This window comes from Rhodopseudomonas sp. RCAM05734 (assembly GCF_052658035.1).
On the sequence record NZ_CP199742.1, the window covers coordinates 6,420,900 to 6,434,223 of the forward strand.

General features: G+C 64.4%; 11 protein-coding genes and 1 pseudogene. 1 reads left to right on the forward strand and 11 read right to left on the reverse strand.

The window, feature by feature from the left end; translation table 11 throughout:
• Positions 1–406: 406 nt before the first annotated feature.
• The 8 genes and pseudogenes from ACUXVA_RS30335 to ACUXVA_RS30370 all read right to left on the reverse strand — a co-directional run bounded on the left by ACUXVA_RS30335 (position 407) and on the right by ACUXVA_RS30370 (position 9,053).
• Entirely contained in the window at positions 407–694 is a 288-nt protein-coding gene (locus ACUXVA_RS30335; RefSeq protein ID WP_265082232.1) for a YciI family protein, read from the reverse strand.
• A gap of 73 nt (positions 695–767) precedes the next feature.
• A complete protein-coding gene (locus ACUXVA_RS30340; RefSeq protein WP_265082231.1) occupies positions 768–1,742 on the reverse strand; it encodes a sugar ABC transporter substrate-binding protein in 975 nt (324 codons plus the stop codon).
• A 37-nt stretch (positions 1,743–1,779) separates the two neighbouring features.
• Complete coding sequence (locus ACUXVA_RS30345) at positions 1,780–2,757, reverse strand: ABC transporter permease (RefSeq protein WP_445489946.1); 978 nt, start codon at positions 2,755–2,757, stop codon at positions 1,780–1,782.
• On the reverse strand, positions 2,754–3,704 hold the full coding sequence (locus ACUXVA_RS30350; RefSeq protein WP_265082229.1) for an ABC transporter permease: 951 nt from the start codon (positions 3,702–3,704) through the stop codon (positions 2,754–2,756). Before ACUXVA_RS30350 ends, ACUXVA_RS30345 begins: the two co-directional genes overlap by 4 nt.
• A complete protein-coding gene (locus tag ACUXVA_RS30355; protein WP_445489948.1) occupies positions 3,697–5,223 on the reverse strand; it encodes a sugar ABC transporter ATP-binding protein in 1,527 nt (508 codons plus the stop codon). The genes ACUXVA_RS30350 and ACUXVA_RS30355 overlap by 8 nt, the downstream gene beginning before the upstream one ends.
• Positions 5,220–6,629: an FAD-linked oxidase C-terminal domain-containing protein gene (locus tag ACUXVA_RS30360; protein ID WP_265082227.1), complete on the reverse strand. Its 1,410-nt coding sequence runs from the start codon at positions 6,627–6,629 to the stop codon at positions 5,220–5,222. Before ACUXVA_RS30360 ends, ACUXVA_RS30355 begins: the two co-directional genes overlap by 4 nt.
• A gap of 150 nt (positions 6,630–6,779) precedes the next feature.
• A complete protein-coding gene (locus ACUXVA_RS30365; RefSeq protein WP_445489951.1) occupies positions 6,780–7,691 on the reverse strand; it encodes an NAD(P)-dependent oxidoreductase in 912 nt (303 codons plus the stop codon).
• A gap of 1 nt (position 7,692) precedes the next feature.
• Positions 7,693–9,053, reverse strand: a pseudogene (locus ACUXVA_RS30370) (amidohydrolase family protein).
• Positions 9,054–9,382: 329 nt separating this feature from the next.
• Between ACUXVA_RS30370 and ACUXVA_RS30375 the strand changes: the two are divergent.
• The gene (locus ACUXVA_RS30375) at positions 9,383–10,441 is read left to right on the forward strand and encodes a LacI family DNA-binding transcriptional regulator (RefSeq protein WP_265082225.1); all 1,059 of its coding nucleotides are present in this window, start codon (positions 9,383–9,385) and stop codon (positions 10,439–10,441) included.
• A gap of 63 nt (positions 10,442–10,504) precedes the next feature.
• On the opposite strand, the gene ACUXVA_RS30380 is transcribed toward ACUXVA_RS30375, so the two are convergent.
• The 3 genes from ACUXVA_RS30380 to ACUXVA_RS30390 all read right to left on the reverse strand — a co-directional run bounded on the left by ACUXVA_RS30380 (position 10,505) and on the right by ACUXVA_RS30390 (position 13,230).
• Positions 10,505–10,987 carry a RidA family protein gene (locus ACUXVA_RS30380; protein WP_265082224.1) on the reverse strand — a complete coding sequence of 161 codons (483 nt, stop codon included), beginning with the start codon at positions 10,985–10,987 and terminating at the stop codon, positions 10,505–10,507.
• Between the two features lie 121 nt (positions 10,988–11,108).
• The gene (locus ACUXVA_RS30385; RefSeq protein WP_265082223.1) at positions 11,109–11,987 is read right to left on the reverse strand and encodes an intradiol ring-cleavage dioxygenase; all 879 of its coding nucleotides are present in this window, start codon (positions 11,985–11,987) and stop codon (positions 11,109–11,111) included.
• A 175-nt stretch (positions 11,988–12,162) separates the two neighbouring features.
• Positions 12,163–13,230 carry a maleylacetate reductase gene (locus tag ACUXVA_RS30390; RefSeq protein ID WP_445493372.1) on the reverse strand — a complete coding sequence of 356 codons (1,068 nt, stop codon included), beginning with the start codon at positions 13,228–13,230 and terminating at the stop codon, positions 12,163–12,165.
• Positions 13,231–13,324: the final 94 nt, after the last annotated feature.

Sequence of the window (13,324 nt, forward strand, 5' to 3'; positions counted from 1 at the left end):
CCCGCCGATCACGTCCAAAGTCGGATGCTCTGCTGAACAAGAAGATGCTGGGAGCGAATTTAACGTCACTTCTCGAGCGGCCGCCGCGCCGTTATCACGGCCACTCCGATCATGCCACCGTCAGGAATATGATGCACACAGGGCTCCCGACATTCACCGTCCCCTCAGTCATCGTCAGCTTGCCGTTCGACGGTTCGACACTGCGCCACCTTTGAGACCGCGGCGGCTATCGAGACCTCGCTGGAAGTCGAGACGCTCAGGGCTGGCGGAATGTTGCCGATAATCCTGCGTCGGGAAATGAACGCCCGCAGGCCAACTCGTTGCAAAACAGACTGATCGACGGCAGACGGCAGCGTCGACATCCATCGCGGGCGTCAGGTCGCCTGTCGTTCTGGAAACATGTCGGTCAGCCCTGTCGCCGGATAAAGCCTGTGATGCTGACGGTCTCCCAGATGTCCGCCGCGTAAAACGGATCGGCCGCGTTGAAGCGCTCGACAGCCGCGCGATCGGGTGCCTCGATCAGGAACAGGCTGCCGATCATGGTGGTGCCGTCATCCGCGGTCAGCGGGCCGGACATCGCGATGCTGACCCCATAAGGGCTGGTGTCGGACAGGAACGCCTTGTGGGCATCGTAGTTGGCGAGCCGTTTTGGCAGCGCGCCGCGACGGTCAATCGCGTGGAGAGCAAACAGCACATCATATCCTTTGCAGTTGCGTTGTCGGGAGGGGAGCCGTCGCTCTGCGGCGGCGGCCCCCGCCCGGCTTCAGCTATTTCTTCATACCCATTTTCGAACCCTCTTCCCAGCTCGGGCAGGCGCGGGTTTCGAGAGCCACATCATAGGGTTTGTAATTGTCCTTGGTGATGACGGTGGGGGCGAGCACGATCTCAGGCACGATCGGCTGCTTGCGGAGGTCGCGGATCGCGATCATCGTGCCGAGGCAACCCTGCAAAAAGCCGTTGTAGTCGCCGCTGGCCAGCATCTTGCCGCTCTTGATGGCGTCGACGGCTTCCTTCGTGCCGTTGATGCCGACCACCAGCGCCTTGCGGTTGGCGCCGTCCAGTGCTTCGATCGCGCCGACGGCCATCGCGTCGTTGGCGGCCAGCACGCCGTCGATCTCGGAGTTCGACTGCATCAGGTTTTCCATCACCTGCAGCGCTGCCAGGCGCTGATAGTTCGCGGGCTGCGAGGCCACCAGCTTGGCGCCGGCGTTCTCCTTCAGCGCATCGTTGAAGCCGCGGACGCGGTCAACGTTGGTCAGCGAGCCCTTGACGCCCTCGATGATCACGATCTTGCCCTTGCCGCCGAGGCTCTTGAGCAGATAGCGCGCCGTCTCCAGGCCCAGACTGTAATCGTCGGCGCCGACGAAGCTGCTGAACTTGCCGCCGGCCGAGCGGTCGGTGACGTTGACCATGGGAATGCCGGCCGCATTGATCTTCTCTGCACCCGGTACCATCGCCTTGTAGTCGACCGGGATGAAGACGATGGCCGACGGCTTCTTGACGATCACGTCCTCGATCTGGCTGAGCTGCTCGGGGATGCTGTCGGGCTTGGTGGGAATATAGTGCAGGACTTTTGCGTTCATCGATTTCGCCGCAACGTCGGCGCCAACGCGCACTGTCTGGAAATATGGATTGGTCTGGTTCTTGGTGAAGACCGCGATGGTCTCGCCGTCGGCGCGCGCCGCGGAAATCGAGGTGACGCCGGCAAGCCCGAGCGCCAGAACTGAAGTCAGCATTTTCATGGTGGTCCTCCGTGGTGTTTTTTGATTGTTGGGGTGGTTAGAATGCCCGCCGCCTTGTCATGCGGTCGAGCCAGACGGCGAGAATGACGATGGCGCCAGTGACCAGCGGCTGCCGGCTGGCGCTGATCTGCAGCAGGTTCATGCCGTTGAGGACCAGCGTCAGGATCAGCGCACCGATGAAGGTGCCGAACACGGTGCCGACGCCGCCGAACAGGGAGGTGCCGCCGATCAGCACCGAAGCGATGGCCGGCAGGGTCAGCGATTCCCCGATATCCGCCTCGGCCGAATTCAGCCGGGCCAGGAAGATGATCGAGGCAAGGCCGGCCATGGTGCCGGACACCGTGTAAACCAGCAGCAGGCGCGCCGCGACCGGAATGCCCGACAGCCGCGCGGCGACCGGATTGGCGCCGATGGCATAGATCTCCTGACCCCAGGTGGTGCGCTGCGCGAGGATGGTGCCGACCGCGAGAAAGATCACCAGCAAGTAGACCGGAATCGGCAGGCCGAGGAAATAGCCGCTGCCGAGCTGGCGGAACGACGGCGGAAAGCCATGGATGGTTTCGCCGGCCATATACCAGTAGGCGACGCCCTGCAGGATCCACAGCATGCCATAGGTGGCGATGAAGGAGGGAATCCGCAGCGCGGTGACCATGATGCCGTTGGCCAGCCCGATGGCCGCGCCGACGCCGATGCCCACCAGCACGCCCAGCGTCGGCGAGCCGGTGACATGGATCACGGTGCCGGCGAGGCACGCGGTCAGGCCGACATTGGCGCCGATCGAAAGATCAAGCCCGGCGGTCAGCACCACTAGCGTCAGGCCGGCGGCGACGAAGAACATCAGGCTGGCCTGGCGCAGCACGTTGAGAATGTTGTTGAGCGACAGGAAGGAGTCGGTGAGCAACGACAGCAGGACGCAGATCAGCAACGCCGCCAGCAGGCGATACGACAGCTGCAGCACGTCGCCGGAGATATGAAACCCGGTCCGTCCCGGCATGATCTTGGTGGTATCGGTCATGTCCGGCTCCGCAATCCGTCTAAGAACAAGGCCAGGATCACCAGCACGCCGACGCAGGACACCTGCACCGAGGACGGGATCGCCAGCAGGTTGAGGCCGTTGCGCAGCACGCCGACGGTGAGCACGCCGAGCAGCGTGCCGAGCAGCCAGCCATTGCCGCGCTCGAACGAGGTTCCGCCGACCGCGACTGCGGCGATGGCGTCGAACTCCAATCCGAGGCCGGCGGTGGGATGGCCGGCATTCATGCGCGCCGTCATCAGCACGCCGGCGAGCCCTGCCATGGCGCCGCCGATGGCATAGACCACGATCAGCATGCGCTCGACCTTGACGCCGGCGAAGCGCAAGGCGTCGCGGTTGCCGCCGAGCGCAAACACGAAAGTGCCGAGCCGGGTGTGATACAGCAGCAGGTAAAACGCCGCATAGGCGACAATGGCCATCACGATCGGCACCGGCAGCGCCGCGACGGTGCCCGAATAGATCTTCTGGATGGCGACGGGCATGCCGACCACGCTCTGGCCGTCGCTGACGATCAGCGACAGGCCCTGCGCCATGCCGAGCGTGCCCAATGTGGCGACGAAGGGCGGGATGCCCAGGATCGCAACCAGCCAGCCGTTCACCACGCCGAACACGCTGCCGACCGCGCAGGCCGCAAGCATACCGAGCAGCACCGAGCCGGTGGACAGAGTGACGAGCGCGACCACCAGCGACGCCAGCGTGAGCACGGCGCCCATCGACAGATCGAGCCCTTCAGTCATGATGATCAGCGTCATCGGCAGCGCCAGCAGCAGCAGCACGGTAGACTGCACCAGCACGTTGGACAGGTTCGGCACCGTCAGGAAGCCGGGACTGGTGACGGCAAAGGCGGCCACCAGGACGATCAGCATCACGGCGACGCCGGGGATGCTGCGCAAGCGGCCCACCGGCGAGTTCATTGCGACATCATGCATGATGCATCCCCATCCGGACGATGTTTTCTTCGGACAATTCGTGACGCGCCAGTTCGCCGACGATGCCGCCGTCGCGCATCACATAGGCGCGGTCGCAGACATGGACGATCTCCGCCTGCTCCGACGAGATCATCAGCACCGCCGCGCCCTTGGCGACGAGGTCGTCGATCAGCGCAAAAATTTCGGACTTGGCGCCGACATCGATGCCACGGGTGGGCTCGTCGAAGATGAACACCTTGGCGCCCGCGGCCAACCACTTGCCGATCACCACCTTCTGCTGGTTGCCGCCGGACAACAGACCGACCGGCTGCTTGGTCGACGGCGTCGCCACACGCAACTGGCGCACCAGGCCACCGCTCTCCTCGCGCGCGCGCTGTGGCACGAACAAGCCGAGCGGAAAAAGTTTTTGCAGCGCGGAGACCACCAGGTTGTCGCCGACCGATCGGATCAGCGCGAGGCCCTCGGCCTTGCGGCTCTCGGGGATCAGCGCGAGGCCCATGCGCGACGCCTTGTCGGGTCCGCCGCTGCGCAGCCGGCCGTTGAGTCGGATCTCGCCGGCGCTGTTTCGGTCGGCGCCGAAAATGGCACGCGCGACTTCGGTCCGCCCGGAGCCGACAAGGCCGCACAGCCCAACGATCTCACCGGCCCGCACCACCAGATTGATATCCTCGATGCCGCTGGCAGCCGATACGTTGCACACCTCGAGCACGATGGGACCGGGCTCGGCTGCGAAATTGCGTGGATAGCTGGTGTCGACGTTGCGGCCCACCATCAGCCGGATCAACTCGTTCGGCGAGGATTGGCCGGGCATCGCTTCGGCGACCTTCTTGCCGTCGCGCAGCACGGTGATGCGATCGCCAAGCGCGAAAACCTCGGCCATGCGATGCGAGATGTAGACGATGGCCACGCCCTTCGCCTTCAGCTTGGCGATCATGGCGAATAGCAGTTCGGTCTCGCGATCGGACAGCGCCGCCGTCGGCTCGTCCATCACCAGGATGCGGGCATCCTGGCTCAGCGCCTTGGCGATCTCGACCATCTGCTGCTGGGCGACGCCGAGCTTGTGCACCGGCGTCGACGGGTCGATATCGAATCCGATCGTTGCCAGCAAGGCCTTGGCGTCGCGCAGGATCTTGCCGCGGTCGATGGTTCCAGGCAGCCAGCCCTTCGGCTCACGGCCGAGATAGATGTTCTGCGCAATGTCGATATACGGCACCAGCGAGAATTCCTGGAAGATCACCGCGATGCCAAGCTGGCGCGCATCGGCCGCGGAGGACATCTCGACCTTGCGGCCATTGAGAAAGAACTCGCCGCCGTCGGCGGTGTAGGCGCCGCACAGCACCTTCATCAGGCTGGATTTGCCGGCGCCGTTCTCGCCGAGCAGCATGTGGACTTCGCCGGGCCAGATCGCGAACGAGACGTCCTCGAGCGCCTTGACGCCCGGAAACGATTTCGAAATGCCGCGCAGCTCGAACAGCGGCGCCGCCGCGTCGGTGGACGGCATCGGAGCGGAGGCGTTCATTCCGAGACTCCGGCTGCTGCCGGGCGGGATCTGAAGATCTTGCCGGGGTTCATCAGGTTGGCGGGATCGAGTGCATTCTTCAGCATCCGCATCACGTCGACAGCGTCGCCCAGCTCCTGTTCGAGAAAGTCGATCTTGCCGATGCCGATGCCGTGCTCGCCGGTGCAGGTGCCGTCGAAGGCGATGGCGCGCTCGACCATGCGCCGGTGCACGTCCTTGGCGCGCACCATTTCATCCTGGTCGCCGGGATTGACCAGGATCAGTACGTGGAAATTGCCGTCGCCGACGTGGCCGACGATCGGCGCGATCAGGCGGGCAACGTCCAGATCCCTCTTCGTCTCCAGCAGGCATTCGGCGAGCCGCGACACCGGCACGCAGACATCAGTGATCATCGCCCGCGCACCGGGCCGCAGGCCGAGGCCGGCATACAGCGTGTTGTCGCGGGCGTGCCACAACCGTGAGCGATCCTCTGTCGCGGTCGCCCACTGGAAGCCCTGCCCGCGATGATCGGCGGCGATCTCCTCGGCGATGTCGGCCTGCTCCTTCACCCAGGCGTCGGTGCCATGGAATTCGAAGAACAGCGTCGGCGCCTCGCGGTAGGACAATTTCCCATAAGCGTTGATGCCGCGCATCATGACGTCGTCGAGCAGCTCCATGCGCGCCACCGGCACGCCGCACTGGATCACGGCAATCGCCGTCGCCACCGCGTCGTCGAGCGTGTCGAAGCTGCACACCGCCGATGAAATCGCCTGCGGAATGGGATGCAACTTCAATGTCACTTCGGTAATGATCCCGAGCGTGCCCTCGGCGCCGACGAACAGCCGCGTCAGGTCGTAGCCGGCGGCCGATTTGCGCGCGCGTTTGCTGGTGCGAATCACCCTTCCGTCGGCGAGTACGACTTCGAGCGCCAGTACATTGTCCTTCATGGTGCCATAGCGCACCGCCATGGTGCCCGACGCCCGCGTCGACGACATGCCGCCGATGGAGGCGTCGGCGCCGGGATCGATGGGGAAGAACAGCCCGGTGTCACGCAATTGCGCATTGAGCTGCTTACGGGTGATGCCGGGCTGCACCACCACGTCGAGATCGTCGCCGTGGACGGCGACAATACGGTCCATCTGCGAGAAATCCAGACAGACGCCGCCATGGATCGCCGCGGTATTCCCTTCCAGCGAGGTGCCGGCGCCAAAGGCCACCATGGGCATGTTCATGCGCGCGCAGATCTCGACGATACGGCGAACGTCGTCGGTCGATTGCGGGAATACCACCACGTCGGGCGGCGCAGCGGCATGATAGGCCTCGCTACCGCCGTGACCGGCCAGCGTCCCGGCCGCCGTCGTGACGCGCGATCCGAACATCGCGGTCAGGCTATCGGCAACGCTCGCCACGTGATCCATGACACCCATCGTTTCCACCCCTGTGCCGGCCCGTTAATCGGACTCGCGCACCTCGTGTTCTCGCACCTCGTTCAGACAGAACGGCGCCCCGCCGGACTGGTTGTCGTTAGTTTCGGGCCGACGTCGCCGCAGCCATGATGCTGCTTTCCAAAGCCCTCGTCACGCTGCACCGCCCCCATCGGGTTCGCCGAGGCCCGACAGACGCTCGGCCAGGCGCACCGGGGCGATGAAATCGACCTCGCCCTCTCCTTGGGCGATTAGGGATCCGTAGACTTCGCGCATATGCGCAGCGAGCGGCAGCGGTACGTCAACATGGTGGCCGGCGCCGAGAATGAGGTCGAGGTCCTTGGCCATCTGACGGCAGGAAAATGTCGAGTCAAAATTGCGATGGCGCAGTGGTGCCGTCTTGTACTTGACCATCGGCGAGGCGATCGCGCTGTCGTCGAGCACGTTGAGAATGTCCTGCCACGCGATGCCGCCCTTGCGCGCCAGCGCCAGGCTCTCCGCCATCATGCCGGCGGACACCGCGATCATCAGGTTAACGGCGAGCTTGGCGTAGCGCGCCTCCTCGGCGCCACCGAGATACGTCTGCGCCCGCGTGAAACTCGCAAGCACCGGGCGCACACCGTCAAAGGCCGCTTTCGGCCCGGACACGAAACAGGTCAGCGCACCGGTATGGGCGATGCTGGCGTTGCCGGACACCGGCGCGCGCAGATAATGAATTCCCGCGGCCTCCGCCGCCGCACCCAACTCGGCGGAGATCTCGGCACTGACGGTGCTGGTCTCCACGAGAACCGCGCCGGGCGACATCGCCGCGACCACGCCGTCCGGCCCGAGCATGGCGCCGCGCAAGGCCTTGTCATCCGGCAGGGAAGCAATGACCACATCCTTGCCGACGACAGCCGCCGCAGCGCTGGTGGCCGAAACCACCCCCTCGCCCGATGCCAGCGCCAGCCGCTCGGCGCCGCGGTCATAGGCCGTCACATCGAACCCTGCCTTGCGGGCCAGCACAGCCATGGGCAAGCCCATCTTGCCGACGCCGATCCAACCGATGCTTGCTGTCTTGCTCACGTCATGCCGCCTTGTTGATCTGGTTCATGTCATCGATGATGCGGCGGCCGGACGCCGCCAGCGCATCAAGCTTCTGTTGCCGGTCGGCGATCCGCATGTTGCCGTCGCGCTTCTTCCAGGCGCCGGCGATCATCACGGCCTCGACATTGGCCGGACCCGCCTGCATCACCACCGTCGAGACCGGATCGTGCACCGGCCACAGGTTCATGGCGGTGGCATTGAGGATCACCAGGTCGGCCTGCTTGCCGGGGGTCAGCGAGCCGATGCGGTTCTCGAGGCCGAGCATGCGGGCGCCTTCCATGGTCACCCAACGCAGCGCCTCGCGCACCGGGACCGTGGTGGTCGACGGAATCGCGTCGCGCGCGCGCCGCTCCACGCTGTTGTCCAGAGCGCGCTGCGTGGTCAGCGCCATCCGCGCCACCGCGAACATGTCGCCTGATATCACCGACTCCAGATCGACGCCGAGGGACGGCGCAGCACCGAGCTGCCGCAGCCGGCCGGTGATCGGAAAGCCATGGCCCTGGATCAGCTCGTTCTCCGGCGTCACCGAGAACGACACGCCGAGATCGACGAAGAGGCGCAATTCGTCGTCGGTCAGATTGTTGCCGTGCACGATGTTGATATCAGGCCCGACCAGCCCCTCGGCGACGAGAATGCCCCAGCCCTCGGGCGTGCGCGCCGCGCCGCCCCCTGATGCATCGATGCGACGAGGCCGAATTCGCGGGCCAGCGAAAAATCCTGCCGCGCCACGTCGAGGATCGCATAGTGCGGCCCGAGCACGGCGAGACCCAGCGTCATCAGGCCGCTGCTGTCGGCAAACGGCCCGGCCAGCAGTCGCTCGACCTCGCGGCGCGGATGCGGCACTTCGGAAAAATGCGGCTGGCCGGGCTTTGGATCCGGCTTCGGCGAGCCATGGAAGAACGCCGCACGAATGCCGCTCTCGGTCAAGGCGGCCACCGCCGCGTCGGTATGTTCCGGCGTCGGATTGTTGTGGCACCAGTCCACCAGCGTGGTGGTGCCGCAGTCGATCTGGTTGAGCGCGCCGACCAGCGTAGCGATATGGATGTCATCGGGCCGGAACACGGTGGCCAGGCCGGAATGCATCTTTCCGAAATATTCTGGCAGCGTCCAGTTCGACGCGTAGCCGCGCAGCGCGGTCTGCCAAGTGTGCATGTGCGCATTGATCAGCCCGGGGATCACGATGCGTCCGCTGCCGTCGACGATCTCCGCGCCGTCGGCCTCGATATTCGTACCGACGGCGGCGATGCGGCCGTTCTCAACCAGAAGATCGGCGCCGGCGAGATCGCCCAGCGTGTCATCCATGGTGATGAGCGTGGCCGCCTTGATCAGGACGCGCGTCATCGGCGCATGCCCGCAACCCGCGCGTCTGCGTCCGACCGATGGGTCGCCCACGTCATGCTGCTGTGATCAATGAGTTGCCTCACCGCGACGCTCCTCCGCGCGACCATCTTCGTGGCCATTGCATCGCCGCCTCCGTGACCTAAGTCCGGTGGCTGCGTTTCATTCCCGGCGCCAATCTCGATTCTATGCACACGTTTGTCAACGGTCCGTTGCAGCCTATTTTGACGCAGCGTGCGATGCTGCTCTGCAACATCAGGAGCTGTCGCCCTCGCGATGCAGTTCGGCTACAACCGGTCGTCGACCCGTTCGGCACAAAACCGGAAGCAGCAATGGACCGCGCGAAAAAGAAGGATGGCAAGACACCGCCGCGGATCGCGCGGGCGACGATCATCGACGTCGCGGAACGCGCCGGCGTGCACTGGTCGACAGTGTCGCGCGCGCTCAATCCGGCAAAGCGGCACCTGATCTCGGCGGAAATGATCGAGCGGATTTCCGCCTGCGTCGAACAACTCGGCTATCGGCAGAACGCCATGGCGTCGGCGCTGCGCACCCAGAAGACCCGCACCATCGGCGTGATCGTGTCGAATCTCGGTGACCCCATCCATCCGCCCATCGTGCGCGCCATCGAGGATCGCTTCGGCGAGATCGGCTACGTCGCATTCGTCGGTAACACCGACAACGATTCCGAACGCGAGGCGGCATTGATCGATCGCTTCATCGCCCAGGGCGTCGACGGGCTGATCGTGGCGACCTTCAAGCTGAAGGATCCGCTGGTCGACAAGTGCCTGCAGGCCGGCGTGCCGACCGTGGCCGTGTTCCGCGATCCGCAGCGGCCAGAAATCCCCAGCGTCCGCGTTGATGACGGCGGCGCGATGGCGCAGGCGGTGCGGCATCTGGTCGGTCTGGGGCACCGGCATATCGCCCATGTCGGCGGTCCCCAAAACGTCTCCACCGGTCGCAACCGCTACCGCGGTTTTGTGCGCGCGCACCGGGCCTCATTCGGCGCCGGCCGCAGCTTGATCGCAACGTTCGGCAAGGCCTTTACGGTCGAGGACGGCCGCGCCGCCTGCGACACGTTGCTGGAACGGCATCCGAGCGTCACCGCGATCGTCGCCGGCAATGACATGCTGGCGATCGGTTGCCTGAGCGCGCTGAACAGCCGCACCATCAGATGTCCCGACGACATCTCGCTGGTGGGTATGAACGACATGCTGTTTATGGACGCCGTCAATCCGCCGCTGACCACCATGCGGACGCCGTCGCACGACCTCGGCCGGAAAGCGGCCGATCTGCTCATCGGTCTGATCGAAGGCAAAGCGATCGCCAGGACCAAGCTTGTCCTGCCTTCCGATCTCATCGTGCGAGCGTCGTCCCGCGCTTTGCTTTGATGCATAGAGCGAGGGGCGGTGTCGTTCTTCTGTCTGAACTCTGACCCGCTTTCCGCCCAGTCGTTAGCGCGGCGGCAATGCGACGACCGCTTCCACTTCGAACAAGGCGGCGTCTGCAGCCAGACGGGACACTTCGACGGTCGTGCTCGCCGGCGGAGCGGCCGTATTGACAAATGTATCGCGGACTTCACGCAGGACCGGAAGCTGCGCCCGGATATCCGTCATATAGTGATTGACCTTGATGACGTCCTTGAAGCTTGCGCCGACGGAGTCCAGTGCGGCCTTCAGGTTTTGGTAGGCCTGTGTCGCCTGCGCTTTGAAATCGCCCGGTTCGCCGGCAAATTTACCATCGGGCTTCACGCCCAACTGGCCCGCAATAAAGATCAGGCGATGCGGACCGGAGACTTCCACGACATGCGTGTAGCCGGGCCCCTTCGCGATGGCCGGCGGATTGGAAAACGTGTTTTCGGCCTGCGCAGCGGTCGCTCCCGAGATCAAGAAAAGTACGCCAACGTTCAACACCATGTTCTTCAGATTCTTAAGCATCGTAATCACACCTTTCGCTGTTTTGTGAAGCGGAGCGAGCAATCAGTCGCAACGCTACCCGTTAAGTCCTGCAGATTTATTCGGCGTTGGCCTGCAAACAACGCGCATGTCGAGCGACGTGCTACGCGACCTTTGGCAGGGCCGGTTTCAGTCCGAAATCGTAATGGAGATGATAGTAAGGTCGATCCTGAAGGCTTCCGTCTGGAGCCGTTCCGGCATCCTTGCGGACGAATTCCCTGATCAGCGTATCCTTGACTCCAAACACCACATCGGAGTCCAGATACTGGTCGCCGGCCACGAATACATGCGTCACGAGTTGCTCGAAGCCGGGTGCCGAGATCATGAAGTGGACGTGCGCAGGCCGCCACGGATGACGCCCTTGCGCCTCCAGCATGTCTCCCACCGGACCGTCATGCGGGATGGGATAGGCGGCAGGCTTGATCGACCAGAACCGAAAGCGACCCTGCCCGTCCGCGTGAAAACGGGCGCGCATCGCCAGATCGCCGATCTTGTCGAGTTGCTGGACGTCGTAGTACCCGTCGTCGTCGGAATGCCAGACGTCGATTGTCGCATCGGCAATCGGCTTGCCGTCCGGCGTCGACACGCTGCCGGTCACGACCATCGGCTCGCCTTCCATACCGCCCGAGATATTGTCGCCCAGTTGCTTTTCCGGAGCCGCCTGCACGAAAAAGGGCCCGAGCACGGTCGTATCGGTCACCCCGACCTCGGCGCCGTGGTTGATGGCATCGACGAGCATCGACACACCGAGTGCATCGGACAGCAGGATGAACTCCTGCCGCTTGTCGTCGCACATCTGCCCCGTGCGCGTCAGGAAAGCGATCCCCTGCTCCCATTCAGCCTGCGTGGGGCGGATCTCGCGGACGAATGCATGAAGATGGCGGATCAGCGCCTCGCTGACCTGCCGGGTCCGCGGCAACTTTGCCTCCGCAACGCGCGCGAGGACAGCATCTGTAATGGTGTTTTCGTTGAAATTTCGCATGACGACCTCACTCTAGCTTCGGCTGGCCGAGGCCTGACAGGCGTTCGACGCATCGGATCGTGACAATGAAACCGACCTCTCCATCGCTTTGGGCAACGAGAGATCCGTCGATTTTGTGCGCCTGCGCGGCGGGCTCCTCCGGACCTCGACGATCCGATCGCGCCCGATCAGCATGTCAGCCCGCCGCTTTTGGACGCTCGCCGTCCCACGCGCGCGCAATCAGGTCGCGAATGGCGTCGCGCTCCAAAGGCCGCGGATTCCAATAGGCATTCTGAACGGCAATATCGGCCGCACGCTCGATTCCGTCGCTCGGCATGCCGATGTCGCGCAAAGCGAGCTTCGCGCCGAGACCCTTCGCGAGATCGAACAGTCCCTGCCCAGCGTCGCTGGCGCCGAGCGCCCGCGCGACGCGCGACGCGGCGACCGGCACGGCAGGCGCATTGTAGGCCATGGCATGCGGCAGCACGATCGTGTGGGTCTCGGCATGCGGGAGATCGAAGGTGCCACCGAGCGTGTGGCACAGCTTGTGGTGCAGACTCATGCCGACGGCGCCCAGACAGGTGCCGCACAGCCACGCACCGCGCAGCGCATCGTCGCGCGCATCGGCATTATCGCCATTGACAAGCCGCGGCAGCGCACTGGCCAGCAGCCTGATCCCCTCCTCAGCCATCAGCGAGATCACGGGATTTCCATCCCGGGCATAGAGCGCCTCGACGGCATGGGCGATTGCATTGATCCCGGATGTGACAGCGAATGCCGCCGGCAGCGTGCGCGTCAATTCCACATCATAGATCACTGTCTCGGGAAGGATCCTGAGATCGGACCGCGTCGTTTTCAATCCGTCTTGGGTCTCGCCGAGAATCGGCGTCATTTCCGATCCGGCATAGCTTGTCGGTACGACGATCTGCGGCAAATCGGTCCGGAAGGCGATCGCCTTGCCGAGGCCGATCGTTGACCCACCGCCGACTGCCACGACGCCATCCGCCGACAGCAGCTTTACCTGCTGCATGGCCTGTTCTGTGATTTCCACCGGCGTGTGCATGGCCGCGCCGGAATAGATCCCGGCCGCGCGATCCCCGATCATGGCGGAGATCGAGTTGCCCTGCTCCAGCCGATGTGGCGTCGTGAGAACAAGAGCGCGCCGGATGCCGAGGCGATCGAGTTCGGCGTTGAGATCGGCGAGGCGCCCGGCGCCAAACAGCACGCGCATGGGCGCAGCCTGATAAATAAAGTTTTCCATGATTCTGCCACCCTCAGATTCTCAGCAACGCGACATACGCCGCAGCGAGCGCGCTTTTCTCCAATCGAACCGGTACGCCTGCCTGGCAGGCGCACCG

Excerpts from the sequence above, each read along its gene's own strand:
- ACUXVA_RS30340 (WP_265082231.1), bottom strand. The coding sequence starts at position 1,742 with ATGAAAATGCTGACTTCAGTTCTGGCGCTCGGGCTTGCCGGCGTCACC.
- ACUXVA_RS30345 (WP_445489946.1), bottom strand. The coding sequence starts at position 2,757 with ATGACCGATACCACCAAGATCATGCCGGGACGGACCGGGTTTCATATC.
- ACUXVA_RS30350 (WP_265082229.1), bottom strand. The coding sequence starts at position 3,704 with ATGCATGATGTCGCAATGAACTCGCCGGTGGGCCGCTTGCGCAGCATC.
- ACUXVA_RS30355 (WP_445489948.1), bottom strand. The coding sequence starts at position 5,223 with ATGAACGCCTCCGCTCCGATGCCGTCCACCGACGCGGCGGCGCCGCTG.
- ACUXVA_RS30360 (WP_265082227.1), bottom strand. The coding sequence starts at position 6,629 with ATGGGTGTCATGGATCACGTGGCGAGCGTTGCCGATAGCCTGACCGCG.
- ACUXVA_RS30375 (WP_265082225.1), top strand. The coding sequence starts at position 9,383 with ATGGACCGCGCGAAAAAGAAGGATGGCAAGACACCGCCGCGGATCGCG.
- ACUXVA_RS30380 (WP_265082224.1), bottom strand. The coding sequence starts at position 10,987 with ATGCTTAAGAATCTGAAGAACATGGTGTTGAACGTTGGCGTACTTTTC.
- ACUXVA_RS30385 (WP_265082223.1), bottom strand. The coding sequence starts at position 11,987 with ATGCGAAATTTCAACGAAAACACCATTACAGATGCTGTCCTCGCGCGC.